General features: G+C 67.6%; 29 protein-coding genes. 21 read left to right on the top strand and 8 right to left on the bottom strand.

The window, feature by feature from the left end:
• Positions 1-4: 4 nt before the first annotated feature.
• Complete coding sequence (locus tag AC0IY1_RS08940; RefSeq protein WP_471768998.1) at positions 5-646, bottom strand: hypothetical protein; 642 nt, start codon at positions 644-646, stop codon at positions 5-7.
• A 182-nt stretch (positions 647-828) separates the two neighbouring features.
• Here AC0IY1_RS08940 and AC0IY1_RS08935 point away from each other — a divergent pair, with 182 nt between their 5' ends.
• Positions 829-2,253: a DEAD/DEAH box helicase family protein gene (locus AC0IY1_RS08935; protein ID WP_471768997.1), complete on the top strand. Its 1,425-nt coding sequence runs from the start codon at positions 829-831 to the stop codon at positions 2,251-2,253.
• Positions 2,254-2,357: 104 nt separating this feature from the next.
• On the top strand, positions 2,358-2,750 hold the full coding sequence (locus AC0IY1_RS08930; protein WP_471768995.1) for a phage holin family protein: 393 nt from the start codon (positions 2,358-2,360) through the stop codon (positions 2,748-2,750).
• A gap of 3 nt (positions 2,751-2,753) precedes the next feature.
• Here AC0IY1_RS08930 and AC0IY1_RS08925 read toward each other — a convergent pair whose 3' ends face one another.
• The 3 genes from AC0IY1_RS08925 to epmA all read right to left on the bottom strand — a co-directional run bounded on the left by AC0IY1_RS08925 (position 2,754) and on the right by epmA (position 5,420).
• The gene (locus AC0IY1_RS08925; protein ID WP_471768993.1) at positions 2,754-3,203 is read right to left on the bottom strand and encodes a Tellurite resistance protein TerB; all 450 of its coding nucleotides are present in this window, start codon (positions 3,201-3,203) and stop codon (positions 2,754-2,756) included.
• Between the two features lie 115 nt (positions 3,204-3,318).
• Positions 3,319-4,371 (bottom strand): lysine-2,3-aminomutase-like protein, encoded by a 1,053-nt coding sequence (locus AC0IY1_RS08920; protein ID WP_471768991.1) that lies wholly within the window; start codon positions 4,369-4,371, stop codon positions 3,319-3,321.
• The gene (gene epmA / locus AC0IY1_RS08915; protein WP_471768990.1) at positions 4,368-5,420 is read right to left on the bottom strand and encodes an EF-P lysine aminoacylase EpmA; all 1,053 of its coding nucleotides are present in this window, start codon (positions 5,418-5,420) and stop codon (positions 4,368-4,370) included. Before epmA ends, AC0IY1_RS08920 begins: the two co-directional genes overlap by 4 nt.
• Positions 5,421-5,602: 182 nt before the next feature.
• Between epmA and efp the strand changes: the two genes are divergently transcribed.
• The gene (gene efp / locus AC0IY1_RS08910; RefSeq protein ID WP_055953091.1) at positions 5,603-6,169 is read left to right on the top strand and encodes an elongation factor P; all 567 of its coding nucleotides are present in this window, start codon (positions 5,603-5,605) and stop codon (positions 6,167-6,169) included.
• A 25-nt stretch (positions 6,170-6,194) separates the two neighbouring features.
• Here efp and AC0IY1_RS08905 read toward each other — a convergent pair whose 3' ends face one another.
• Positions 6,195-7,184, bottom strand: coding sequence for an acetyltransferase domain-containing protein (locus AC0IY1_RS08905; RefSeq protein WP_471768988.1), 990 nt, complete (start codon positions 7,182-7,184; stop codon positions 6,195-6,197).
• Between the two features lie 301 nt (positions 7,185-7,485).
• Between AC0IY1_RS08905 and AC0IY1_RS08900 the strand changes: the two genes are divergently transcribed.
• The 9 genes from AC0IY1_RS08900 (at position 7,486) to AC0IY1_RS08860 (ending at position 13,172) form a co-directional block, all read left to right on the top strand.
• Positions 7,486-8,103 (top strand): cold-shock protein, encoded by a 618-nt coding sequence (locus tag AC0IY1_RS08900; protein ID WP_471768986.1) that lies wholly within the window; start codon positions 7,486-7,488, stop codon positions 8,101-8,103.
• Between the two features lie 11 nt (positions 8,104-8,114).
• Complete coding sequence (locus AC0IY1_RS08895; protein ID WP_471768984.1) at positions 8,115-8,612, top strand: DUF192 domain-containing protein; 498 nt, start codon at positions 8,115-8,117, stop codon at positions 8,610-8,612.
• Between the two features lie 137 nt (positions 8,613-8,749).
• Positions 8,750-9,280, top strand: a complete 531-nt coding sequence (locus tag AC0IY1_RS08890; protein WP_471768983.1) for a hypothetical protein — start codon at positions 8,750-8,752, stop codon at positions 9,278-9,280.
• Between the two features lie 190 nt (positions 9,281-9,470).
• The gene (locus AC0IY1_RS08885; protein WP_471768981.1) at positions 9,471-10,274 is read left to right on the top strand and encodes a dienelactone hydrolase family protein; all 804 of its coding nucleotides are present in this window, start codon (positions 9,471-9,473) and stop codon (positions 10,272-10,274) included.
• Between the two features lie 154 nt (positions 10,275-10,428).
• Positions 10,429-10,869 carry a response regulator gene (locus AC0IY1_RS08880; protein WP_471768979.1) on the top strand — a complete coding sequence of 147 codons (441 nt, stop codon included), beginning with the start codon at positions 10,429-10,431 and terminating at the stop codon, positions 10,867-10,869.
• A 91-nt stretch (positions 10,870-10,960) separates the two neighbouring features.
• Positions 10,961-11,164: a hypothetical protein gene (locus tag AC0IY1_RS08875; protein ID WP_471768977.1), complete on the top strand. Its 204-nt coding sequence runs from the start codon at positions 10,961-10,963 to the stop codon at positions 11,162-11,164.
• 139 nt (positions 11,165-11,303) lie between these two features.
• Positions 11,304-12,500: a dienelactone hydrolase family protein gene (locus AC0IY1_RS08870; RefSeq protein WP_471768975.1), complete on the top strand. Its 1,197-nt coding sequence runs from the start codon at positions 11,304-11,306 to the stop codon at positions 12,498-12,500.
• A 114-nt stretch (positions 12,501-12,614) separates the two neighbouring features.
• Positions 12,615-12,815, top strand: coding sequence for a hypothetical protein (locus tag AC0IY1_RS08865; protein WP_471768974.1), 201 nt, complete (start codon positions 12,615-12,617; stop codon positions 12,813-12,815).
• Between the two features lie 180 nt (positions 12,816-12,995).
• Positions 12,996-13,172 (top strand): DUF1328 domain-containing protein, encoded by a 177-nt coding sequence (locus tag AC0IY1_RS08860; protein WP_003599466.1) that lies wholly within the window; start codon positions 12,996-12,998, stop codon positions 13,170-13,172.
• Between the two features lie 143 nt (positions 13,173-13,315).
• Here the strand turns inward: AC0IY1_RS08860 and AC0IY1_RS08855 are convergent, their stop codons facing one another.
• Complete coding sequence (locus AC0IY1_RS08855) at positions 13,316-13,540, bottom strand: NepR family anti-sigma factor (protein WP_146056345.1); 225 nt, start codon at positions 13,538-13,540, stop codon at positions 13,316-13,318.
• A 180-nt stretch (positions 13,541-13,720) separates the two neighbouring features.
• Here AC0IY1_RS08855 and AC0IY1_RS08850 point away from each other — a divergent pair, with 180 nt between their 5' ends.
• Entirely contained in the window at positions 13,721-14,524 is an 804-nt protein-coding gene (locus AC0IY1_RS08850) for a response regulator (protein WP_055953119.1), read from the top strand.
• Between the two features lie 509 nt (positions 14,525-15,033).
• Complete coding sequence (locus AC0IY1_RS08845; protein WP_471768972.1) at positions 15,034-15,345, top strand: hypothetical protein; 312 nt, start codon at positions 15,034-15,036, stop codon at positions 15,343-15,345.
• A gap of 125 nt (positions 15,346-15,470) precedes the next feature.
• On the opposite strand, the gene AC0IY1_RS08840 is transcribed toward AC0IY1_RS08845, so the two are convergent.
• The gene (locus tag AC0IY1_RS08840; RefSeq protein ID WP_055953126.1) at positions 15,471-15,665 is read right to left on the bottom strand and encodes a con-10 family general stress protein; all 195 of its coding nucleotides are present in this window, start codon (positions 15,663-15,665) and stop codon (positions 15,471-15,473) included.
• 293 nt (positions 15,666-15,958) lie between these two features.
• On the opposite strand from AC0IY1_RS08840, the gene AC0IY1_RS08835 reads away from it, so the two are divergent.
• Positions 15,959-16,402: a cyclic nucleotide-binding domain-containing protein gene (locus AC0IY1_RS08835; RefSeq protein ID WP_055953129.1), complete on the top strand. Its 444-nt coding sequence runs from the start codon at positions 15,959-15,961 to the stop codon at positions 16,400-16,402.
• Between the two features lie 26 nt (positions 16,403-16,428).
• Here AC0IY1_RS08835 and AC0IY1_RS08830 read toward each other — a convergent pair whose 3' ends face one another.
• Entirely contained in the window at positions 16,429-16,875 is a 447-nt protein-coding gene (locus tag AC0IY1_RS08830) for a VOC family protein (RefSeq protein WP_055953133.1), read from the bottom strand.
• Positions 16,876-17,122: 247 nt separating this feature from the next.
• On the opposite strand from AC0IY1_RS08830, the gene AC0IY1_RS08825 reads away from it, so the two are divergent.
• The 6 genes from AC0IY1_RS08825 to AC0IY1_RS08800 all read left to right on the top strand — a co-directional run bounded on the left by AC0IY1_RS08825 (position 17,123) and on the right by AC0IY1_RS08800 (position 23,236).
• Positions 17,123-17,764 (top strand): L,D-transpeptidase, encoded by a 642-nt coding sequence (locus AC0IY1_RS08825; RefSeq protein WP_055953136.1) that lies wholly within the window; start codon positions 17,123-17,125, stop codon positions 17,762-17,764.
• 49 nt (positions 17,765-17,813) lie between these two features.
• Positions 17,814-17,966, top strand: a complete 153-nt coding sequence (locus AC0IY1_RS08820; protein WP_471768969.1) for a DUF3096 domain-containing protein — start codon at positions 17,814-17,816, stop codon at positions 17,964-17,966.
• 147 nt (positions 17,967-18,113) lie between these two features.
• Positions 18,114-20,786 (top strand): pyruvate, phosphate dikinase, encoded by a 2,673-nt coding sequence (ppdK, locus tag AC0IY1_RS08815; RefSeq protein ID WP_103709255.1) that lies wholly within the window; start codon positions 18,114-18,116, stop codon positions 20,784-20,786.
• Positions 20,787-21,013: 227 nt separating this feature from the next.
• Entirely contained in the window at positions 21,014-21,277 is a 264-nt protein-coding gene (locus AC0IY1_RS08810; RefSeq protein ID WP_055953142.1) for a hypothetical protein, read from the top strand.
• 170 nt (positions 21,278-21,447) lie between these two features.
• Positions 21,448-22,455 (top strand): cell wall hydrolase, encoded by a 1,008-nt coding sequence (locus AC0IY1_RS08805; protein WP_471768967.1) that lies wholly within the window; start codon positions 21,448-21,450, stop codon positions 22,453-22,455.
• A gap of 193 nt (positions 22,456-22,648) precedes the next feature.
• A complete protein-coding gene (locus AC0IY1_RS08800) occupies positions 22,649-23,236 on the top strand; it encodes a hypothetical protein (protein ID WP_471768965.1) in 588 nt (195 codons plus the stop codon).

Here is a 23,236-nt window from a genome sequence, read left to right as displayed (position 1 = left end):
TGCCCTACGGAGTGGTTTTCCAAGGATTGATGATGCGCATCGCCGTCTGCTCCGGTTTCACGGACGAGTCGACGCTGGCGGGCATCACCTTACGCGCCTGTACCATCATCTTGCGGGCCTGATCGGCGGGGAGGGCGCCGATGGGGAGCATCATCGCGGTAAGCTGGTTGCGGGTTCGCCGATCGACGAAGTCGGAGCGGCCGATGCTCTCGAAATCGCGGGCGGTGTGCTGGTCGTCACGCCGCCCGGTGAAGACCTTCGGACCGTCCTTCATCACCACGATGTCGCCCGGACGCAGGGTCTCGTCCTTCATGAAGGCGGCCGCGGGGCCGGCCTTCATATCGAGGGGCGTCTGGCGATCCGTAACCTTGATCTGCAGGGGCTCGGACTTCGGAAGCGCAGCGTAGCGGATCTTCGGACGCTGACGCGTGGCCTTCCGGATCGAGCGCCGGGCCTGCTGGTAGTCGAAGCCGGGATCGGCCGTCGGCGTGGGTGCCACTTGCTGCGCCGGCCGTGCGGGCGCAAAGAGCAGGTCGAACAGGTTCCCATCGGCGCTCTGGGCGCTCGCCGGCACCGTGAGCATCATCAGTCCGAAAACGGGGGCGGCCACAGCGCGCGAGGCTGCGGAGAGCGGAATCGTCGGCATCGATGTCTCCGAGTGGGGCGCCCGACTGCGCGTCGAGATGACCCCTTAACAAAAGCACAACCTGAACAGTTCCAAGGTTTTCAAAAGATGGTGAGGGCTGCGCCAAGACTTCGCGAGCATGCTTTCAGAGCCGCGAAGAGAATAAAATCCGCTGCGGACCGCGTCCTTGGACCGACCGCCTGATGGTCGCCAGCGAACATCTGATTCCACGGCCGCATCAGCGATCGGCACGCGATGCGATGCTGGCTGCCCGCGCGGCAGGCCGGACGGGATTTCTGCTCGGCGACACGACCGGCCTCGGCAAGACCCTGTCGGTCTGGAGTGCGGTCGCGGCCATGCCCGAGCGCGAGGTGCTCATCGTCTGCCCCAAGGGCGCCATGCCCCAGTGGCGGCGCACGATCGCTTTGTCAGGTCTGGGCGAGAAGGCGGTGACGCTGACCAACTACGAGCGCACCAAGACGCTGATGGCACCGCCACCCCCCAGCAACCGACGCTCGACCCGCGCGAAGAACAATGCGCTCGCCCGGCACGGCACACCGAAGCGGACCTGGCCCCTCGTGATCTTCGACGAAAGCCACCGCATCCGAAACCCGTACGCCCAGCAGAGCCTCGTCTGTCGGCAGATCGCGGAGACGGCCGCCTTCACGATTTATCTCAGCGCCACGGCCGGCCAGGCCCCGCACGAGCTCTCCTATCTCGGGCGCCTGCTGGGGGAGGCCGCGGGCCAGCCCACCACGACCCTGGCAGAATTCCGGGGGCTCATGCAGCGTCTCGGAATCGGCCGGGCCAAGGGCCGCTGGACCAACTGGTCCTGGGACGCGAACCCGCGCGATTGTACGGTGATGGCCGATCTGCTGTTCAAGGGGGATCGGGCGATCGGCCTGCGTCGGCGCCCCGGCGACATCGCCGGCTGGCCTGAGGTGCAACGCGCCCTCAGTGCGGTCGCTCTCACACCGTCCGAACGCCGCCTCTACGACGCCACCTGGCGCGAGTTCCGCCGGGAGTGGGGCCTTCTCGGCGGCAGCACCCGCAAGCCGGCCGGATGGGCGGCGGACCTGCGCTTCCGCCAGAAGGCGAGCCTGCTCCGGGTCTCGGGTACCACCGCCTTCGCCGATCTCCTGATGGAGGACGGCCACGCGGTTGCGATCTCGGTGGCTTTCCTGGAGACGGCCGCCGCGCTGGTGGAGGCCCTCCGGGCGGCGGGCTGGCGAGCCGACGCGATCACCGGCACGCAGTCGGGCGAGGCGAACGAGGCGGTGCGGCTCGCCTTCCAGACCGGCGCGCTCGACGCCGTCGTCTTCACGGTGACGGAATCGATCTCGCTGCACGCCCACGAGATGCCGGGGGGCGAGAAGCCCCGCGCACTCATCGTTCACGACCTGCGTCACAGCGCGATCCAGCTGACGCAGATCGAGGGCCGCTGCCATCGGGACGGACAGCAGGCGACGATCTACTACGCCCTGGCCGAGGGCACGGTGGAGGAGAGCATCGCCGCGACCGTCGTCGGGCGCATGGCCTCGATGGACGCCATGGCCGGCGAGGACACCGCGCTCATCGACGCGATCGCCCAGGCCATCGCCGAGGTGCAGAGCGGCACGGCCGCCTGAGCGGGACCGCCTTTCGCTGGAACGGGATCGAACCGCCACGGTTGTGGCCATCAGGGCCCCGTCTCCGCAGACGACCCGCACGCGACGAAACGAGGACCGCCCCGATGGCACCACCGACGCCGAGCCTTGCCCGCCTCATCAGCGAGGGCCTGCGCCATGGCGGCGATCTCGTCGGCCAGGAACTCGAGCTGATGCGGCGCGAGACGGATGGGAACATCCGCGCGATCCTCGGCCTCGTCGCCCGGTTCGGCACCGCGCTCACCCTCGTGGTCGCCGCCCTGGTGATGCTGTTCGTCGCGCTGGTGAAAGGGATCGCCGCCCTGATCGGATCCGAAATCCTGGCGGCGCTGATCGTCGGGGCGCCCTTCGCCGGGATCGCCCTCGTCCTGATGATGCTCGGCCTGCGACGGATGGACCGTTCCAACCTGCTGCCGCGCCGCTTCGAGCGCCAGGTCGAGAAGGACGCCGCCCTGGTGACCGGCCGCGTCGCCGACTGAGCCTCAGGCCTTCTGGATGGTGCCGAGCAACGCTTCCTTGTCGACGCCGAGCGCCGCCGCGATCTCGGCCAGGGCAGCGTGCTCAGGCTCGCTGATCCCCGCCTGATCGGCGACGTCTGCAGCAATTAGAAATACGCTGGTGCGCTGCGCAATCTCGCGCTCCGCGATGGCAGCGACGAAGTGCAGGTTCTCGGCGCGTCCGGCGCGAGTGCGGGCGCGGGCGATCCCCTCGAACAGCTCGGCCTCCAGCTTCAAGGTGTCGTAGCCCCGCTCGAGGATCGGGTTGGCCCGCATACCGGCGAGTGCGACCTCGATCTCCTCCTCGTCGATCTCGTAATCCGCCAGGATGACGTTGGCCGAGGCCGAGACCGCGGCCTCCATCAGCGCACGGTCGCCGAGATAGGCGCCCATGGTCTGGGAGAAGCGTCCGACGAAGTCCTGAAACACACCCATCCGCTTCCCCGAAGACGTTCACACTGGGCGGTACCCGGATCCGGCCGGGCCGTCCCATGACAAGATTTTTGCATCAAGAGCTTGGCGCCGGAGGCGTGTCAACGCAGTCCCTGCCTCACGGCTCGGGCGCCTTGGGCGGATAATCGTGGACGTCCCCCTGCGGATCGGTCACCCGCCAGCCGGTGCCGCTTGCGGCGAGATAATCCGGCCCGGCCGGGACCTTGCCGTGCCCGCCCGGGATATCGAGGACGTAGAGGGGCTGAGCGAGGCCCGAGAGGCGTCCCCGCAAGGACCGGACGAGGTCGCGGCCCGCGGCGAGGTCGGTCCGGAGGTGCCCGGTCCCGGGCGCGAGGTCGCCGTGATGCAGGTAGTACGGCTTGATCCGATTTTCGACGAAACGGCGCATCAAGAGGGCGAGCGTCTCCGGATCGTCGTTGATCCCGGCAAGCAGCACGGTCTGGCTCACCATCGGGATGCCGGCATCGACGAGGCGCGCCACCGCCGCGCAGGCCGCCGGGGTGAACTCGCGGGGGTGGTTGGCGTGCAGGGCGACGAAGACCGCGCCGTCGAAGCGCTTCAGGGCCGCGATGAGGTCGGGCCCGACGGTGCCCGGCTCCACGACCGGGACCCGGGTGTGGAAGCGCAGCACCCGCACGTGCGGGATTGCCGCGAGCGACGCGGCGATCTGGGCGAGCCGGCGCGGCGCCAGGGCGAAGGGGTCGCCGCCGGTGACCACCACCTCCCAGATCTCGGGCCGTTCCGCGATATAGGCGAAGGCCCGGGCGAGATCGGCCTCGCTCAAGGTGCCGAGCCCTTCCGGCCCGACCATCTCGCGCCGAAAACAGAAGCGGCAATAGACCGGGCACACGTGCAGCGGCTTCAGGAGCACCCGGTCCGGGTAGCGATGGACCAGGCCGGGCAAGGGGCTGTGGGCCCCGTCGCCGATGGGATCGGCCTGCTCCTCGGCCTGCGTGTCCAACTCCTCGGCCCGGGGCAGGAACTGGCGGGCGATCGGATCCGCCGGATCGTGCGGGTCGATCAAGTCGGCCATGTCGGCCGTAACGGAAACGGCATAGCGGGCCGCCACGGCCTCCAGGGCCGGAAGGTCGGTGGGGGCCACGAGCCCCGCACGGGCGAGGTCGGCCGGCCGGCGCAGGGACGCCCTCATCGCGCCGGCCCCGCCACCGGCGTCCAGAGCACGTCCTCGATGTGGCGGGCATCGGTCGCCAGCATGACGAGGCGGTCGAGGCCGAGGGCGATTCCGCTCGCCTCCGGCATGATCGCCAGGGCGTCGAGGAAGTCCTCGTCGATCGGGTAGGTCTCGCCGTAGACGCGCGCCTTCTCGGCCATTTCCAGGGTGAAACGCCGGCGCTGCTCGTCGGCATCGGTGAGTTCGCCGAAGGCGTTGGCGAGTTCGACGCCGCAGGCATAGAGCTCGAACCGCTCGGCCACGCGCGGGTCGCGCGGGCTCGGCCGGGCCAGGGCGGCCTCGCTCACGGGGTACTCGCACAGGATCGTCGGGCGCCCGAGCCCGAGATGCGGTTCGATCCGCGCCACCAGGACCCGGCTGAACAGGTCGGCCCAGGTGTCGTCCTCGGCGACCCGGAGCCCCGCCCCGGCCACGGCCGCCGCGAGCGCCGCCCGGTCGGTGGTCCCGTCGGTATCGATGGTGGCGAGGAGGTCGATGCCGGCACGCGCGGCGAAGGCCTCCGCCAGGGTGACGCGATCGGGCTCCGCGAAGGGATCGGCCGCGCGGCCGCGATGGCGCAGCGTCGGGACCCCCGCCGTCTCGGCGGCGAGCGCCAGGAGCTCGGCCCCGTCGTGCATCAGCGCGGTATAGTCCGCCCCGACCCGGTACCATTCGAGCATCGTGAATTCCGGGTGGTGCAAGGGCCCGCGCTCGCGGTTGCGATAGACGCGGGCGAAGCTGACGAGGCGCGGCTCGCCGGCGGCCAGGAGCTTCTTGCAGGCGAATTCCGGCGAGGTGTGCAGGTAGAGCGCCCGCCGCGCGCCGTCCGGCCCCAGGGACTCGGTGGCGAAGGCCGAGAGGTGGGCCTCGTTGCCGGGCGACACCTGCAGCGCGGCGGCCTCGACCTCGACGAAGTCGGCCGCCGCGAAATGCGCCCGGAACGCCGCGACGATACGGTTGCGCACCATCAGGGCCGGCCGGCGGTCGGCGTGGCGATGGGGCGCCCACCAGGGGGAGGGGGTGTTCATGCGGCGAGCTTTGCGACCTGCTTCAGATCTGAAATCGACATCCCGGGAGTGGCGTCTCGCGGAGCGACTGGCAACGGTGGCGCGGATAGGTTAGTGGCGGAGCCAAGATGTCGCTCCCGCGGAGAGATCCGCGTCGGGGCGCCGAGTCGTTTCTCTCAACGAACACAGCAGGACCAGACCCCGTGAAGGTGATCGCCTCTACGCTCCGCAAGGGCAACGTCGTCGACAAGGATGGCAAGCTCTACGTCATCCTGACGGTCGAGAACATCCACCCCGGCAAGGGGACCCCGGTGACCCAGCTCGACATGCGCCGTATCACCGACGGCGTGAAGGTGTCCGAGCGCTACCGCACCACGGAATCGGTCGAGCGCGCCTTCGTCGAGGACCGGGAGCACACCTTCCTCTACGAGGACGGCGAGGGCTTCCACTTCATGAACCCCGAGAATTACGACCAGGTCGCGATCCCCAAGGACGTCGTCGGCAGCGCCGCGCCGTACCTGCAGGAAGGCATGGCCGTCATGGTCTCCACCCATAACGGTGTGGCGCTGACCCTCGACCTGCCGCAGCGCGTCGTCCTCGAAGTCACCGAGACCGAGCCGGCGATGAAGGGTCAGACAGCCTCCTCGTCCTACAAGCCCGCGATCCTCTCCAACGGCGTCCGCACCGCCGTGCCGCCGCACATCGCCGTCGGCACCCGCGTGGTGATCATGACCGAGGACGGCTCCTACGTGGAGCGTGCCAAGGACTGAGCGCCCCCGGGATCGCGCGCCGGCCTCACGGAGCCGGCGCCGATCCCTCCGCCGCCTCGTAGCAGCCCTGCGACAGCCCCTGGGCCCGCAGGCGCTCCTCGGCGGTGAAGCTGCGCGGCCGGTCCGCCCAGAGGTTTTCCCGGCGAAACGCGTCCGAGACGCAGGCCGCCGCCCGGGTACAGGCTTGGGTCTGGCCCCCCGTCGCGAGGCAGTTGCGCACGTAGAGCGCCCGGAACTCCGCCACCCCCGCCTGCGGGTGCGGGCCCGTCACGCTGACGATGCCCGTGAAGAGTCCCATCAGGATCGGCTGGTGGATCAGGTAGATCGCCAGGCTGTGACGCCCGGCCCAGGCCAGCCCTCGCGCGAGGCGGCCGGAGGCCTTCCAGGTCGCGAGCCGCGAGCGGCGGACGGTGGCCAGCCCGTACAGGGCCATCGCGACACCGGCGAGAACCATCCCGAACCAGGGAAACAGCGGCACGTAATCGTTGGTCTGCGGCATGGTGCGACCGAGGCCGAGGAAGGACAGCAACGGCGTGTCGAGGATCTCCCCCGCGATCAGGTGCGGTCCCGCGAGGACGAGCGCCGCGGCAAGTACCGAAGCCCAGCGTGGCAGTCTCCTGACGAAGGGGAGCGCCAGCACGCTCGAGACGGCGATGCAGTGCAGGATGCCGAAGAAGATGTAGCTCGACGGATCGGTGATGAGGGTCGCGACGGTCACGAGCAGCGCCGCACCGGCGATCCGAGCCAGCCGCAGGACGAACGGCCGCGCCGCGAAGCGCTCGCCGTTCATCAGCACGAGACCGATCCCGACCAGGATCAGGAAGCTTCCGGCGATCCCGTGCGCGGCGAGCCTGCCCGACGGTGTCAACGCGTAGTTTTCGGGCGTGAGCCGCAGAGCCCCGAGATCCCAGGTGGCGTGATAGAGCGCCATCGCCACGAGGGCGATGCCACGCGCGACGTCGAGGGCCGCGTACCGGAACCGGGGTGAAGCGGAAGAGAGGAGCGGGCGCATCATCGCGCAGGCCCTAGCATCGATCCCGCACGGTCGCGACGGCCGGGCCTGGATCACAGACTCTATGCTCTTCCGCTCCGGTGCTTAACAAATTTTGATCACCCACACGCAAAGCCTAAAAATACTAAAGCTTGGCCAGGGCTTAGGGTTCAGTCGGTGGGGGCGGGCTGTTGCCTTCGCACCGCCCTGCCGAACAATGCGGCATTGAAGTCCAGCGCGGATCGCCAAACGGGCTTCCGCCGAGTCATGACTTTGTTAATCTCTGGTGCGGGTCGCGAGACGTGATTCGGTGTGGGTTGCTTACATGTCTGACGATTTCGGTTCAGGCCCCTTCGGGCAGCGTTCGTCGGGCGAGCAGGACGACACCCGCGCCCTCGAGGGTCAGGGCGCTGAGGCGCAGCGACCGCTCGACCTCACGGAGGTCTCGGGCCGGATCAAGTGGTTCGACGTGGCAAAGGGTTTCGGCTTCATCGTGCCGGACGACGGCTCGGCCGACGTGCTCGTCCACATCACCTGTCTGCGCCGGGACGGGCATCAGAGTGCCAGCGAGGGCGCTCGCGTGGTGGTGGAGGCTACGGAGCGGCCTCGCGGCTGGCAGGCCTTTCGGGTCATCTCCCTCGATCAGTCGACCGCGCTTCACCCCTCCGAACTGCCTCTGCCGCGCACCCACGTTACGGTCACGCCGACCAGCGGCCTCGAAACCGCCGTGGTGAAGTGGTTCAACCGCCTGCGCGGCTTCGGATTCCTCAGCCGCGGCGACGGGACGCCGGACATCTTCGTTCACATGGAGACGCTCCGCCGTTACGGAATCGCCGAACTCAAGCCGGGCGAGACCGTTCTCGTCCGCTACGGCGATGGTTCCAAGGGCAAGATGGCCGCCGAAGTCCGGCTGCTCGACGGTGCGCTGCCCGCCTCACACTGACGGATGGTCCGGTGGTCACGCGACGTTTGATCGATTGGCGCGATGGGTTTCGCGCGCTCCTCGCCCTCGCCCTGTTCGGGCTGATCCTCGGTCACGCAGTCGCGCAGGATGCGGCCTCCGGGCCGACAGAACCGCTCAGCATCGTCGGTCGCGAGGGACGGCACGTCTTCACGGTCGAGGTGATGCGAACGGACGCGGAGCGCTCGCGAGGATTGATGTACCGGCGCACGATGGCGCCCGATCACGGCATGCTGTTCGATTTCGAAGCCTCTGCGCCCGTGGCGATGTGGATGAAGAATACCTACCTGCCGCTCGACATGCTGTTCATTCGTGCCGACGGCACCATCGCGAAGATTGCGGCCGATACAGAGCCGCTTTCCACCAAGGTGATCCCCTCGAACGAGGCTGTCCTCTCCGTGCTGGAGCTGAATGCCGGTACCGCCGCGCGCCTCAGGATCCATGCCGGCGATCGCGTGGAGCATGCGCTGTTCGCGCGGAAGCCACGCTAGGGTTATCGTCGCCCACCCGAACACACCAAGAACAAAGGCTTGACGCCCGGGCGATTTATCCCCACTGTTCTCTCAATGTTCTGATCCATTTCGGGACGGCCACGCGGCGGCTCCGAACTTGGCGACGAGGGGACATCATGTTCGACCTGCCTTTGGACGACTTGCCTCTAGACGACTTCACCCAGGACGACCTGTTGCCCAGCGCTGGGTGCGAGCCGGTCGCGGTCCTGTTCGAGAACGCCGACTGGCGTGTCGCCGCCGACGGCCTGGAGCATCGCGGGAGCGGCTACTTCATCGCGCGGGAAACCATCGCCCAACGGCGGGGCGATCTCTGGGAATGGCCGATGCATCTCGCCGAGAAGAGCTGGTGCACGCCGCGCAGCTTCCGTGAGGCGTTCCTTGCCGCCGTAACGGCGTTCGGGTTCGAGACGGACTTGGGCCTCTCGCAATCCTTCGCCATGGCCTTCGGGCTGGTCGCCGGCACCGGAACGCGACGGGGCGAGGCGGGCTTCGTGGCGCTGGGCGATCTCGTTCGTCCGAAGCCCGCGGGTTCCGGGGCGGCCCGGAAGCGCAACCCGACCAGCGAGGCTCGGCTGGCGACGCGGCGCGTTGGCGCGCCGGTGGATTCGCGGACGGGCGAGGCGGCACGCCAGCGCGTCGCTCTCTGAGACTGTTCGGCCCGGCGTCGAGCCCTAATTTCCTGGCTGCGATCCAGGATGTCTTCGTCCGACGAGATCGCTTCTCCCAGATCGCCCCGGGATCATCATGTCGAACACGTCGGATCACCGCGCAGACGCCACGCCGCTCGAGGGTCTCGACGGCCTCCTGACGCCGCCCTTTTCCCGACGCGGCTTCGTCATGACGAGCCTGATGACGGGACTGACCCTGGCGACGAGTTCCGTCGAGGCCCAGGTGATCAGGACCGATGCCGAGGGCATCGAAGCCAGTGAGGTCAAGATCCCCGCCGCCGATGGTCCGATGCCCGGATATCGGGCCATGCCGAAGGGGGAGGGGCCGTTTCCCATCATCCTCGTCATCGAAGAAATCTTCGGCGTGCACGACTACATCAAGGATATCTGCCGCCGGCTCGCCAAGGTTGGATACTGCGCGGTGGCACCCGAGCTCTATGCCCGCCAGGGCGATCTCTCGACGATGACGGATGCGAAGGTGATCATCCGCGACATCATCTCGAAGACCCCGGACGCCCAATGGATCGCCGATCTGGATGCCGCCGCAAGCTGGGCGGTCTCGGCCTCGCATGGGGATCCGTCACGGATCGGAACGATGGGCTGGTGCCGCGGTGGGCGCGGCGTCTGGCTCTATGCCGCTCACCGGAAGGATCTGAAGGCGGGTGTCGCGTGGTACGGTCCCGTCGGCGGCGAGCGTACGGAGATCCAGCCACGCACGGCCACCGACCTGGCGGCTGAGCTCAATGCACCGCTCCTGTGCCTCTACGGCGGTGCGGATACCGGCATTCCCGTCGCGGCCGTGGAGGCGGCGCGGGACAAGGCCAAAGCGGCCGGAAAGTCGGTAGAACTCGTCGTGTATCCGGATGCCCCGCACGGATTCCACGCGGATTACCGGCCGAGCTATCATGAAGCGGATGCGAAAGATGGTTGGGCGCGCGCTCTAGCCTTTCTCAAATCTCACGGTGTTGGCTAAAAACCTCGCGAAAGCGTGGCATTGAAAGCACAACGGTCCCACGTGGCGCTCATTCAGGGTTATTGGTCGGTTCCGCCACATTGACAGCTTCGCGCCTCCGTGGCGCAAGATTGCACTTGGCCCGCCGTTCTGGCCCGAAGAGCGTACCGGACCCATGAGTGCTGTGACCCCATCTGACGCACGTCCCGTGATCCTCGTCGTCGAGGACGAGCCAGATGAGCGGTTCCTTGCGGCCGAGCTTCTCGAAGAGACGGGCTTCCGGGTCATCGAAGCCGAGACGGCCGAACGCGCCCTGGCGATTCTCAACGATCGGGGCGACGAAGTCAGCGTCGTCTTCTCGGACGTTCGGACCCCGGGGCCGATCGGTGGTTTCGAACTGGCCCGCATTATCGGCGTCACCTGGCCGCGCGTTCGGGTGCTGTTGACCTCCGGCGATGCAGGTGACCAGCCCAGCGACCTGCGTGTCTCGGCGACCTTCATCCCGAAGCCTTGGCGCGCCGCCGACATCCTGGCCTGGGTCGAGGAGGCGGCCGGACGCACCGACGGCTCCGCTTCCGGGCCGGACGTCATCGGCTCTCCCCTGCGCGGCAATTAAATTTATCATAGATCAACGGAAACATCGGGTCGCGGAGCCGTTGAACGGGTTCCCGCAATCGAGAGGCCGCGCGATGGCCCGGAAGCCGACGATGAACTTTGCCCAATCGGTCAACGCCCAGCGTCCGGATGAAGCGTGGTCGTCCCTGACCGGCTTGCCCGAAGATCGCCTGATGGCGACACTCGGAAGCAATCTTCGCGATGTCTATCAAGCCGTCACCGACGCAGTTCAGCCCAGCGATCTGATGCGGCTCGCCGCAATGATCGACGACCGACGCGGTCAGACCAAGCGCTGAGCCCCAAATTCCGCTGGGCAAGTGCGGCGGGAATACCGCACTCACGCGGTGCGGATTGCCGTATGGTTCGGCCCACATTTGATCCGTGCTTCGCGAGGACTGGCCTTCGAGGCTCACGGGCTGCGTCATCGGACTGTCCATGCGTTCCACACTGAGCCTCGGCGTCGCCGCTCTGGGCCTCGCCGCGTTGCTGGCGGCGGCTGCTCCGGCCATCGCCGCCGCCCCGCCGAACCAGCCCGCAGAGGGCCCCGGCGGGATCGGCGATCGCGCCGGGGCCATCGTGAAGCGCGGTCTCGGCAAGGCCGGCTCCGGCAGCTTCGTCTTCTACAAGGCAGGCGCCGCACCCACCGAGGGTCGCCCCGTCGTCGTCTTCCTGCATGCCTGGGGCGCCCCCAATCCGCAGGCCTACGGCAGTTGGATCGATCACCTCGCCCGGAGCGGCTCCCTCGTCGTCTTTCCACGCTTCCAGGACCTCAATCGAACGCGTCCATCGGAGGCGAGCGCGATCGCCGAGCGCATCCTGAAGTCGACGCTGTCCGACCTCGCCAGTGATGCCGACGCAAAACCCGACGTGAAGCGGGTCGCGGTGATCGGGCACCTCGCCGGCGCACCAATCGCCGCCAACATCGCCGCCGACGCGGCCGAGCAGGGACTGCCCATTCCGCGCCTCGTGTTCGCGATCATGCCGGGCGGTATCGCCAGCGACGCGCGCGCTCGAGGGATCGTCCTGCACGATCTCGCCCGGATCGCCCCTGAGACCCTGGTCATCACGGTGATCGGCGACCGCGACGCGCGGGCCGCCGATTTGGCCGGACGACGCCTCCTGCGGGAGGCCAGCGCCGTGCCGAGCGAGCGCAAGCTGTTCGTGCGCGCGCTCTCGGACGACCACGGGTTTCCCGCTCTGGCCGCCACGCTCACGTCGCCGGCCGGCGTGGATGCCGCCTATGACGGATCGGCCATCAAGCTGCCGCCGGAGCCGCCCCGCGACCCGAAGCAGCCGGCTCCGCCCTTCAAATGGTCGCCCGATATGGCCCTCACGGGCGAGCAGACGACGCTGGTTTCTCAGATCAACAATTCTCGCGCCGACAGCCTCGACTACCTGGCCTACTGGAAGACCTTCGACCTCGCTGCCGCTGCGGCGTTCGGCGGAACGGACGCCGCGGGCCTCAAGGCCAATCCGCGCTTCAGCGACATGGAGCGGTGGGCCGACGGCTGGCCGGTCAAGCGCCTCGTGGTGGAAACACCCCGTCCGCCGGCGGTCCAGCCGGCCGTCGCCACGCCGACCCCGGCGTCGACGGGCGCCCGTCCCAAGCCGGCCGCATCGCGGCGTCCCTGACGCGCGCTGACAGTCCCGCTGGTCGAGCGAAACGCGCACCCCCTCCGTCGTGCGATCGCGACGGGCTGGCGCAAGCTTTGCGTGAGGACATCCGGGTCAACCGGATGCACCGCCATGCCCGACTTCATCGCTGTCCTTGCCGCGTCCGCGTTGTTTTGTGCCACCGTCATCGTGCTGAACGGTCTGACGCACCTTCTGCTTCAGATCCATGGCTCCGTCGGCGATCTCGCGGAGAACGGCTTCGGCCAATACGGCCTCGCGCTCGTTGTGTCCGGCATCGTTTGGCGCCGTGCGGTTCGCCGCAACGCTCTGTGACGGCGTTCGGTGTGTCCGTGCATCGGCAGCAGCGAAGAACCGCGTGAAAGGCTTTGCGCGCCACCGGTGGAAAACGTGGCGAACCTGTGGCGAACCCAGGAACCGTCCCGCTAACTTGGCGTTATGCTGTCATGAGGTCGCAGCCGATGCTGCACCGTACTTGATGAAGGGTAGAGTCACATGCTCGGATGGGCCGTTACGTTCTTGGTCGTCGCCCTCGTCGCGGCGCTGCTCGGCTTCGGTGGAATCGCCGGCACGGCGATGGAAGCCGCGAAACTCGTGTTCTTCGTCGCCATCGTGCTGTTCGCCATCTCGGCCGTGATCGGCCTGATGCGCGGTCGTTCGCCGACGCTCTGATGCCTCTCGGCGCGGTGGCGCCGGAGCACTGAAAGACGTGAAAAGGGCCGCTCGCAACGAGCGGCCCTTTTTCGCGACGGGTGAGAGTTCAAGACCCGGGCCTTCGTTTCCGACGATCTCTCGCAACTGCGACGCGGGTGGCTTCAGCCCTGAGTGTCCGAATTGGGGGTCGACGCGTCGAGCTTGGCGATGAGGTCGCGGAATCGATCGGGGACCGGTTGCTGCACGATGGTGTCGTACATGGCCCGGAGGTGGTGCCCGATCCGCTTCTGGGTATGATCACTCAGGCCCTGCCCGGGCACAGCGTCGCCTGTCTTCGGGTCGACTCCCTCGGGTGAGGGGCCGGCACCCGGTCCGTTATCGTCCATACGTCGGTCCCCTTGGATGTCGACAAGCGACATCGCCGCGATTGTTTTGCGGCTTCACATAGGCCATGGCTGCACCTGCAACGCTGGTGTGAACAATCGGTTCCCGCCCGGCGGAACGGAGCCCTGCATTCCGCGTTGTGGCGGAGGCGCCCGATAGAACGGCAAAGCCAAGGGGATATAATGTCGACAGCTCAACTCGTCGTTCAGCATCTGCCGTACCTGCGCCGTTACGCGCGGGCGCTGACCGGCAGCCAGGTTGCTGGCGACGCCTACGTGGCCGCCACCCTGGAAACTCTCGTGAACGAGCCGGAGACGCTCGGTCGCAGCTCCAACGTGAAGGCCGATCTGTTCCGCGTCTTCACCCGCATCTGGAATTCGCTGTCGGTGAATGGCCAGAGCGAGCAGGTTCAGCACGATCTGCCGGCGGAAGTCCGCCTCGGCCAGATCACGCCGCTGCCGCGCCAGGCCTTCCTGCTCTCCTGCCTCGAGGGCTTCTCGGAGGAGGATGCCGCGATCATCCTCGACGTCGACGTCAGCCAGGTCCGCGACCTCGTCGATGAAGCCGGACGCGAGCTTGCAGCCGACATGGCCACCGAGATCCTCATCATCGAGGACGAGCCTCTGATCGCGATGGATCTCGAGGCGCTCGTGGAAGGCCTCGGCCACAACGTAATCGGCGTTGCACGTACCCGCACCGAGGCGATCAAGATCGCCTCCGGGGGCACGCGCCCAGGCCTGATCCTGGCTGACATCCAGCTCGCCGATGGCAGCTCCGGCCTCGACGCCGTGAACGACCTCCTGAAGACCTTCGAGGTTCCGGTGATCTTCATCACGGCCTACCCCGAGCGCTTCCTCACCGGCGAGCGCCCCGAGCCGGCGTTTCTGATTGCCAAGCCCTTCCAACCTGCCAACGTCTCGGCGGTGATCAGCCAGGCCCTGTTCTTCCAGCAGAGCGCCCGTCGCCGTGAGGCGAAGTCGGCCTGATCGCTCCGCATGGGAGCGACCGCTGGGCTCTGAATTCGTGGGGGAACAGCTGAACGAACCCCGGTCGAACGACCGGGGTTTTTTCATGCCGTCCGCCAAGGGCCTCTGCGGCCGGCGATACGGACACAAAAAAACGGGTCGGATTAACTCCGACCCGTCGAAAGGTTCCGGCCAATGCACAAGGGGAATGCGGGGGAGGACCAGGCGGCCGGGTGCTGGAACAACGAAGTTCGACCGCGAGGGTTCCGATCCCGGTCTACGACGTGTGATTTTTCTCGACGGCGATGCAAAATCGCCACGGGCGGCGCGAGGCAGGGAGCCGCGGCGGTGGCAATCAAGACAATGCGATGCATCGCCTTAAGGACTGGATATCCAGATCAAAAGGGTTAAGGAACCGTTGTTTTCGAACTGCGTTGAACTGACAACCTGTCAAGCTCTGCGCGGAGATTACGGCAATGTCTCGGTCTGGCTTCTTCCTCAGCGTGAGTGGACCGGCCGCTGTCCTGGCGATGCTGATCCAACCGACCGTCCGCCAGGCTGCCGATCAGTGGGCGCCATCCGCCAAGCCGGTCCTGTCGATGGTTCAGCAGGAGATCCCTGAGATCCGTGTCGTTCCTGCGACAGCTGGACAGATCCATCTTGCTTCCGTCCCGAACACCGCCCCGCGCTCGGAGCCGGTTGCACCCGCCCTGGGTCGCACCGCCAGCGACAAGGAGATGCCTCGCTTGCGCAAGCCGCTGCAGGAAGGCTGCGAGCGGGCGATCAGCTCACTGGCCGGACCGGAAGCGCGTCGCATGGTTCCGGGACGCTGCATGACCTGACGAGATGCTGGACATTCACAGTCCAACAAAAACGCCCCGTTCCCTATGGACGGGGCGTTTTTGTTGGTAGACGCGAAGCAAAGAAAAGGCGCGCGACTCCCAAGAGCCACGCGCCATAATGCGTCTTACTCGTCTCCGGGACGACCGGAGCCGCTCGACTGTCCGCCCTTGCGGCCCGCATTCGAGGCCAGCTCGCGGTCCTGCGAGAACGAGCGCTTCTCGGCCGGCACGCTGCGGCCACCCTTGCTCGCGATTTCCCGCTGCCGTTCGAGGTCCATCGATGCGAAACCTCGCTTCGAGGTGGAATTTCCTGATGCCATCAGCGCCTCCTCAGCTTTGCGTTCACTGCCAGGACAACCTTTGCCAATATCGATGGTTCCTCATCTGATCACGGCGTGAGCAGTCCATGCGCCAAGGATTGGCGATTAATTTAAGCTTAACCGTTAGATCGAACGGTTGGACTGGTGGGCGGTGGCGCAGCACGCATCGTGTCCGCTGGGGGCGTCGCGGTCCGTGGGGCGATGGGGTCTGGACAAATTGGCACGGAGCCGCATTGGATGCGCCAGGATCGTGCCGCCCCAAGAGGGACGTCGCGTCACGGGAGCCTGACTCAATGACCCTCGAGACCGAGGTTTCGTCTCTTCGCCAGGTGCCCTTGTTCCGTGGTGTCGAGCCGTCGCGCCTGAAGCTCCTCGCCTTCACCAGCGAGCGCGTCCATTTCGAAGCGGGCCAGCAGCTCTTCGCCCAGGGCGACGCGGCCGACGCGGCGTATCTCCTTCTGGAAGGCTCGGCGGAGGTCTCGATCGACGGACCGCAGGGGCCCTTTCGCTTGGCGTTGCTGGGGGCAAACGCTCTCGTGGGCGAGATGGGCATCCTCGCCGACCAGCCACGCTCGGCCACCGTCGCCGCCGTCGATCCGGCCACCGTCCTGCGAATCGACCGGACCGTCTTCCTGGAGTTGCTGGCGCAGTTCCCGCCCATCGCCATCGCGGTGATGCGCGAATTGGCACTCCGCCTCGAACAGACCAACCAACAGCTCGCCCAAAGTCGAGGCTGAGGCCGACGGTCGAGCCGGACCGCGTACTACGGAGAGGGCGGATAGGTGATGAACTCCATCAGGGATCCGTCAGGGTCTCGAAAATAGAGGCTGACCCCGGCGCCGGCGGCGCCGTTGCGCTCCACGGGTCCGAGCTCGACCGTCACGCCCAGCGAGGCGAGGTGGGCGGCGGCCTGCTCGATCGAGCCCGACCAGCGAAAGCACAGGTCGCTGTTTCCCGGCTGCACGGGAATCCTGGCCAAAGGCGTCGCGTCCACGCCCGGCCCGTGCACGTTCAGCTGAACGCCGCCGAAGCGATACGCGAAGGCCGAGCCGCGCGGAATGATCTCGGCCCCCATCACGTCCCGATAGAACGCGTTCGAGCGCTCCCAGTCCGTGACGTGGATGACGCAGTGATCGAGATGAACGGCGGGGGCGAGGTCGGCCAGTGGAGCGTCGGCATCGATCTCGGAAAGCACCTGCGTCTCGACCATCGTCACCTGTGCTCCGGGGCCGGCGGCGGCCCGGAGCCATCATGAAAGTCTCGTTCGCGCGATGCAATGCGCGGGGCGCAAGGCCGCCCGGGCGTCCCGGCCTCGTCCGGCCTCGGCCCCCTCCGCCGCACGATGAACCGCGCACGCAACATCCGACCTGCGGCGGGAATGACACAACGTCGGAGGTCCGGGAGCGGTAGTCAGGGGACAGAGCCGTCCTCCGACGCGTCGAAACGTGGAGCTGTCCATGCCGTCCCGCCGTCTCATCCTCGGCCTGATCCTGATCGCGCCCCTCGCGGCGTGCCAGTCCCGTGGCCCCGTGAACCTGGCGCAGGACGACGAGGCAGCTTGGTACACCGGCACGATGCCGGACAAGCCCTACGACGTCCCCCTGGTCGACAAGTCCCGGCTCGATCCGAAGTATCGCCGGCAGGTGGTGCGCTACACCGGGCCCGAGAAACCCGGCACGATCGTCGTCGATATCGACAACCGGCAGCTCGCCCTGGTGCAGGAGGACGGGACGGCGGTGCAGTACGGCGTCGGCGTCGGCAAGCTCGGCTTCTCCTGGAAGGGCCAGGCGCGGGTCGGACGCAAGGGCGTCTGGCCGGACTGGAGCCCCACCACCACCATGGTCTCCCTCAACCCCGACCTGCCGCGCACCCGGAAGGGTGGCGTCGACAACCCCCTCGGCGCCCGTGCCCTGTATCTCTACCAGGGCAACCGCGACATCCTCTTCCGCATCCACGGCACCAACGAACCCTGGAGCATCGGCGAGCAGATGTCGTCCGGCTGCGTGCGCATGCTCAACGAGGACATCGTCGACCTCTACGAGCGGGTGCCGGTCGGCACGCAGGTGCTGATCAAGCGCAACGGAAAGTACCGCGTCTGAGGTGCCGGGCGGCGCAGACAAGTCCCAATGGCGTGCCGGAGCGCGACCCATGACCATTACGATTTCCAGCCTTCAGCCCATCATCGCCCTGGCCGCCGGGGTGCTGATCCTGATCGTCCCGCGGCTGCTGAACTACATCGTGGCGATCTACCTGATCCTGGTCGGCTTGATCGGCCTCGGTGTCTTCCGGTCGCTCGGCTGATCCGGCAACGGCTCCGTTACAGCGGGCCCGAAGCGTCACGCTGTCATCGCCTGGACGAGCCGTTCATCTTGCGTTGCAGCAGAAGATGGTCCAACCCGCCGTGTTAGGCATGGGGCAGTTTTCACTCCTGCAAGCGGACGGATACAGATGGGCAAGTGGGTCTACTCCTTCGGTGACGGCAAGGCCGAGGGCCAGTCGTCCATGCGCAACCTGCTGGGCGGGAAGGGCGCGAACCTCGCAGAGATGTCGAATCTCGGTCTTCCGGTGCCACCCGGTTTTACCATCACGACCGAAGTCTGTACCTACTACTACGATCACGGACAGCAGTATCCGGAAGAGCTGAAGGGCCAGGTCAAGGCCGCCCTCGACGCCGTCGGTGCGCTCACCGGACGCGGCTTCGGCGATCCGGAGAACCCGCTCCTCGTTTCGGTCCGCTCGGGCGCCCGCGCCTCGATGCCGGGCATGATGGACACGGTGCTCAACCTCGGCCTCAATGACCGCACCGTCGAGGCCCTGGCGCAGGGCGCCGGCGATCCGCGCTTCGCCTACGATTCCTACCGCCGCTTCATCACCATGTACTCGAACGTCGTCCTCGGCGTGGAGCATCACGCCTTCGAGGAGGCGCTGGAGCACTACAAGGAAGGCAAGGGCGTCAGCCTCGACACCGAACTCGGGGCCGAGGACTGGAAGCACCTCGTCGGGAAGTACAAGGCCATCGTGAAGGCCGAGCACGGCTCCGACTTCCCGCAGGCCCCCGAGGATCAGCTCTGGGGCGCCATCGGTGCGGTGTTCGATTCCTGGATGATCCCGCGCGCCAAGAAGTACCGTGAGCTGAACAGCATTCCGGAGAGCTGGGGCACGGCCGTCAACGTTCAGGCCATGGTGTTCGGCAACATGGGCGATACCTCGGCCACCGGCGTCGCCTTCACCCGCAACCCGTCCACCGGTGAGCGCGCCCTCTACGGCGAGTTCCTGATCAACGCCCAGGGCGAGGACGTGGTGGCGGGCATCCGCACCCCGCAGGACATCACCGAGAAGGCCCGCATCGAGGCCAAGTCCGATCGTCCGTCGATGGAGCTGGCCATGCCCGACTCCTACGCCGAGTTGGTGCGGATCTACGGCCTCCTCGAGAACCACTACCGCGACATGCAGGACATGGAGTTCACCATCGAGAGCGGAAAGCTCTGGATGCTCCAGACCCGCAACGGCAAGCGCACCGCCAAGGCGGCCCTGCGGATCGCCGTCGATCTTGCCGCCGAAGGCCTGATCACCGAGGAGGAGGCCATCGGCCGCGTCGAGCCCGCCGCCCTCGACCAACTCCTGCATCCGACCATCGACCCGAAGGCCGAGCGCAAGGTCATCGCCGCCGGCCTGCCCGCTTCGCCGGGCGCCGCCACCGGCGAGATCGTCTTTAATTCCGAGGATGCCGAGGCCGCCCGCAAGGCCGAGCGCAAGTGTATCCTGGTGCGCGTGGAGACCTCGCCGGAAGACATCCACGGCATGCACGCCTCCGAGGGCATCCTCACCACACGCGGCGGCATGACCAGTCACGCGGCCGTGGTGGCCCGCGGCATGGGCAAACCCTGCGTCTCCGGCGTCGGCTCGATCCGCGTCGACTACAAGGCCGGCACCCTCTCCGTGGCCGGAACCACCCTGAAGGCCGGCGACAAGATCACCATCGACGGCTCGACGGGCCAGGTGCTCCTGGGCGAGGTGGCGATGCTGGAGCCGTCCCTGTCGGGCGAGTTCGCCACCCTGATGGGCTGGGCCGACAAGGTGCGCACCATGAAGGTCCGCACCAACGCCGACACCCCGACCGACGCGCGCGCTGCTCGGAACTTCGGCGCCGAGGGCATCGGCCTGTGCCGCACCGAGCACATGTTCTTCGAGGGTGACCGCATCGTCGCCGTGCGCGAGATGATCCTCGCCGACGACGTCGAGGGCCGCCGCGCGGCGCTCGCCAAGATCCTGCCCTACCAGCGCCAGGACTTCGTCGAGCTGTTCACGATTATGTCGGGCCTGCCCGTCACGATCCGCCTGCTCGATCCGCCGCTGCACGAATTCCTGCCGCACACCGACGAGGAGGTCCGCGACGTCGCCACCAGCACGGGCGTCTCCGAGGACAAGCTGCGCCGCCGCATGACGGAGCTGCACGAGTTCAACCCGATGCTCGGCTTCCGCGGCTGCCGCCTCGCGATCGCCTTCCCGGAGATCGCCGAGATGCAGGCTCGGGCGATCTTCGAGGCGGCCGTCCAGGCCGCCAAGGAGACGGGATCGCCCGTCACCCCCGAGGTGATGGTGCCGCTCGTCTTCACCAAGATGGAGTTCGACATCGTCAAGGCGCGCATCGATGCCATGGCGAAGGCCGTCGCTGCCGAAACGGGCAGCACGGTTGATTATCAGGTCGGCACGATGATCGAGCTGCCCCGGGCCGCGCTCCGGGCTGGCGACATCGCCGAGACGGCGGAGTTCTTCTCCTTCGGCACCAACGACCTGACGCAGACCGCCCTCGGCATCTCCCGTGACGATGCCGCGACCTTCCTGGGCGCCTACACCCAGAAGGGCATCCTGGCGGCGGATCCGTTCATCAGCATCGACCAGGAGGGCGTCGGCGAGCTCGTTCGCATCGGCGTCGAGCGCGGCCGGGCGGTCCGTCCCGACATCAAGCTCGGCATCTGCGGCGAGCACGGCGGCGACCCGGCTTCGGTGGCATTCTGCCAGGAGGTCGGCCTCGACTACGTGTCGTGCTCACCCTACCGGGTACCGATCGCCCGTCTCGCGGCTGCCCAGGCGGCCCTCGCCGCCAAGGCCGCCAAGTAGGAGCGCGTCGAGGACGGCGGCGACTCCAGCGGGGTCGCCGCGCCCCAACGCTCATGGACCGGGACGGCCACGCGCCGTCCCGGTCCACCCGATAAACGAACCGTTCAACAAATTGTCGAAAACGCGGCGAACCGATTCCGCGCGGGCACGTTCAGTGCTAGTGCCAAACCGTTGCGCGCAGGCAACCCTGCTCACAAGGGCGGCAGCCAACGCGTGGGATCGCCGGCATGAACGACACCAGCCCACCCCCCCTGTTTCTCAATGAAAATCCCGTCGCCGTCCCGCTGCCCCGCGTGATGCAGCAGGCCTATCTCTGGGTCGTGGCAGGCCTCGGCGGCCTCGCCACCGTCGCGCTGTTCGTCTTCGCCATCGCCACGCAGAGCGGAGCCGATGCCGAGCGAATCGCGGGTGCCCAGGAGAGCGGACGCTCGAGCCTCTCGACGCTGGTCGGCACCTTGGCGGCGATGCATGGGCGCCCTGGCGCGCTCTGACCGCCGGGCTTAACCGCTCCGCAACCATACCGCACGATAGTTGAACGCAACGGCCGTTCGGTGTCCTCCCGGGACCGGCGGGCTGAGCGTTTGGCATCCTGGTGCGAGTCGGTTGCGTGGGTAGGAAACAGGTACGGCGCGCGTCGCATCTGCGCTGGCTCAGCGCTGCGATGACTCCCTGGGTGGCCGGCATCGGCCTGCTCGTCTCCTTTACCGCCACGGCGGGTACGGACATGGCGCCGGGTGCCGTCGGACGGGCGACGGGCACGGACCGTCTCCTGGCGACGGCCTCGCCGGGCGCCCGCCTTGGCGGAACCGAGACCCGCTCGCACGCTCCGCACCGGGTCTACAGCCGCGGCACACCCGAAGGCCTGTCCGGGATCGAGGGCCGGGGCGATGCCCTGGTCGTCAGGACCAGCCTCTCCGAGCCCGCGAGCGGATTGCTGCAGGCCGGCTCGGCCGCCTGGAATCCCGACCTCGATGCCGGCTTCGTGCCCGCGCCGGATCTCGGCCTCGATCAGAACGGGGAGGGGGACGGATCGGTGATCGTCGTGGAGGACGGGGCGACCCCCGCCATTCCCCGCGCGGAGGCGCTCTCTTCGACCACCCCGGCCCCGGCCGACGCGACCCCGATCGAGATCGCCGCGGCGAGCCTCGTCTTCCCGGGCCTGTCGCCGCGGGGATCCCAGGCGGATGGCGCCACGCCGGGTGCGGCGGCGCCCCCGGACGTCGCACGCCACCGCTACGCCGACCTGATCGGGCCCGACGCCATGGACCGCGAGCAGCGCTGCCTGGCCGAAGCCGTGTACTTCGAGGCGCGCAGCGAATCCGAGGAGGGCCAAGCGGCCGTCGCCCAAGTCGTCCTCAATCGGGTGAAGAGCGGCCTCTATCCCAGCAACGTCTGCGGCGTCGTCTATCAGAACCGTCACCGCTACATGGGCTGCCAGTTCTCCTTCGCCTGCGAAGGCAAGTCCCTGCGCATCGCAGACGGGCCGTCCTGGCAGACCGCCACCCGGATCGCCAGCGCGGTCATCGACGGGCGCACCTACCTCAGCGAAGTCGGGGGGGCGACCCATTACCATGCGGACTACGTGAAACCCGGCTGGTCGCGGCGCCTGAAGAAGATGGACGTCATCGGACGGCACATCTTCTACCAGCTCAAGCGCGGTCAGACCTGATTTTCTAAGCAGTTCCCCGCGTTTTTACCTAAGCAGTGAAACTTCTAAGTAGTCCTAAGCTTGGGTTAATTTTACCTTGAGTCTCGATACAGCTTGATCGAGCGGCAACTTGGCGGCCTCTGGAACGTCGAGATGCGCGCGGACTTCGCGCGCCATCCCGTCCTGTACAGCGTCTCGAGCCGAGGAACCCGTCATGACCACGCCGGTCGCAGCCCGTATCAGTCTCGCCGCCATCGCCGGCGCCGTCATCACCCTGTCCTCCGCCCAGGCCGGCGGCTGCGGTGGCGCCGAGTGTTACCGCCACGTCAACACCCCTCCGGTCTACGGCGCAGTCTCCGAGCAGGTCCTCGTCCGCCCGGCCGAGACCGTCTACCGCACCATTCCCCCCGTCTACGAGACCGTCTCGGAGCGCGTTCTCGTGGCGCCCGGCGGCCGGGTCTGGCAGACCCGTCGGGATGCCTATGGCGCGTTGATCGGGTGCTGGGTGGACGTGCCGCCGCAATACGCCGTCCGCCGCCGCCGCATCCTCGTGCAGCCCGTGCAGACAGTTCCGGAGACCATCCCGCCGCAATACGCCAGCGTCCGCCGCCGGGTGCTGGTGCAGCCCGCCCGGTCGGGCTGGGTGCCGGCCAATTACGGCCAGGGCGGCTATCCGGGTGCCTTCGGCCCAAGCCTCGCCGTCGGCTCGATCCCGGACGCCTTCGGCGTCACGGGGGCCAGTTCGGCCGATATCGGCGTCGGCCTCGGCTTCTCCTCCGGCAGCATCTACGACGGCTACTGA

The organism is Methylobacterium sp. AC690, from assembly GCF_979256535.1.
This window is presented reverse-complemented; position numbering and strand designations above follow the sequence as displayed.

Excerpts from the sequence above, each read along its gene's own strand:
- AC0IY1_RS08890 (WP_471768983.1), top strand. The coding sequence starts at position 8,750 with ATGTTCGACCTGCCTTTGGACGACTTGCCTCTAGACGACTTCACCCAG.
- AC0IY1_RS08940 (WP_471768998.1), bottom strand. The coding sequence starts at position 646 with ATGCCGACGATTCCGCTCTCCGCAGCCTCGCGCGCTGTGGCCGCCCCC.
- AC0IY1_RS08900 (WP_471768986.1), top strand. The coding sequence starts at position 7,486 with ATGTCTGACGATTTCGGTTCAGGCCCCTTCGGGCAGCGTTCGTCGGGC.
- AC0IY1_RS08810 (WP_055953142.1), top strand. The coding sequence starts at position 21,014 with ATGAACGACACCAGCCCACCCCCCCTGTTTCTCAATGAAAATCCCGTC.
- AC0IY1_RS08935 (WP_471768997.1), top strand. The coding sequence starts at position 829 with ATGGTCGCCAGCGAACATCTGATTCCACGGCCGCATCAGCGATCGGCA.
- AC0IY1_RS08850 (WP_055953119.1), top strand. The coding sequence starts at position 13,721 with ATGTCGACAGCTCAACTCGTCGTTCAGCATCTGCCGTACCTGCGCCGT.
- AC0IY1_RS08830 (WP_055953133.1), bottom strand. The coding sequence starts at position 16,875 with ATGGTCGAGACGCAGGTGCTTTCCGAGATCGATGCCGACGCTCCACTG.
- AC0IY1_RS08840 (WP_055953126.1), bottom strand. The coding sequence starts at position 15,665 with ATGGCATCAGGAAATTCCACCTCGAAGCGAGGTTTCGCATCGATGGAC.
- AC0IY1_RS08920 (WP_471768991.1), bottom strand. The coding sequence starts at position 4,371 with ATGAGGGCGTCCCTGCGCCGGCCGGCCGACCTCGCCCGTGCGGGGCTC.
- AC0IY1_RS08865 (WP_471768974.1), top strand. The coding sequence starts at position 12,615 with ATGCCCGACTTCATCGCTGTCCTTGCCGCGTCCGCGTTGTTTTGTGCC.
- AC0IY1_RS08885 (WP_471768981.1), top strand. The coding sequence starts at position 9,471 with ATGACGAGCCTGATGACGGGACTGACCCTGGCGACGAGTTCCGTCGAG.
- ppdK (WP_103709255.1), top strand. The coding sequence starts at position 18,114 with ATGGGCAAGTGGGTCTACTCCTTCGGTGACGGCAAGGCCGAGGGCCAG.
- AC0IY1_RS08860 (WP_003599466.1), top strand. The coding sequence starts at position 12,996 with ATGCTCGGATGGGCCGTTACGTTCTTGGTCGTCGCCCTCGTCGCGGCG.
- AC0IY1_RS08875 (WP_471768977.1), top strand. The coding sequence starts at position 10,961 with ATGAACTTTGCCCAATCGGTCAACGCCCAGCGTCCGGATGAAGCGTGG.
- AC0IY1_RS08835 (WP_055953129.1), top strand. The coding sequence starts at position 15,959 with ATGACCCTCGAGACCGAGGTTTCGTCTCTTCGCCAGGTGCCCTTGTTC.
- AC0IY1_RS08800 (WP_471768965.1), top strand. The coding sequence starts at position 22,649 with ATGACCACGCCGGTCGCAGCCCGTATCAGTCTCGCCGCCATCGCCGGC.
- AC0IY1_RS08855 (WP_146056345.1), bottom strand. The coding sequence starts at position 13,540 with ATGGACGATAACGGACCGGGTGCCGGCCCCTCACCCGAGGGAGTCGAC.
- AC0IY1_RS08870 (WP_471768975.1), top strand. The coding sequence starts at position 11,304 with ATGCGTTCCACACTGAGCCTCGGCGTCGCCGCTCTGGGCCTCGCCGCG.
- AC0IY1_RS08805 (WP_471768967.1), top strand. The coding sequence starts at position 21,448 with ATGACTCCCTGGGTGGCCGGCATCGGCCTGCTCGTCTCCTTTACCGCC.
- AC0IY1_RS08825 (WP_055953136.1), top strand. The coding sequence starts at position 17,123 with ATGCCGTCCCGCCGTCTCATCCTCGGCCTGATCCTGATCGCGCCCCTC.
- AC0IY1_RS08845 (WP_471768972.1), top strand. The coding sequence starts at position 15,034 with ATGCTGATCCAACCGACCGTCCGCCAGGCTGCCGATCAGTGGGCGCCA.
- AC0IY1_RS08880 (WP_471768979.1), top strand. The coding sequence starts at position 10,429 with ATGAGTGCTGTGACCCCATCTGACGCACGTCCCGTGATCCTCGTCGTC.
- AC0IY1_RS08925 (WP_471768993.1), bottom strand. The coding sequence starts at position 3,203 with ATGGGTGTGTTTCAGGACTTCGTCGGACGCTTCTCCCAGACCATGGGC.
- epmA (WP_471768990.1), bottom strand. The coding sequence starts at position 5,420 with ATGAACACCCCCTCCCCCTGGTGGGCGCCCCATCGCCACGCCGACCGC.
- AC0IY1_RS08905 (WP_471768988.1), bottom strand. The coding sequence starts at position 7,184 with ATGATGCGCCCGCTCCTCTCTTCCGCTTCACCCCGGTTCCGGTACGCG.
- AC0IY1_RS08930 (WP_471768995.1), top strand. The coding sequence starts at position 2,358 with ATGGCACCACCGACGCCGAGCCTTGCCCGCCTCATCAGCGAGGGCCTG.
- AC0IY1_RS08820 (WP_471768969.1), top strand. The coding sequence starts at position 17,814 with ATGACCATTACGATTTCCAGCCTTCAGCCCATCATCGCCCTGGCCGCC.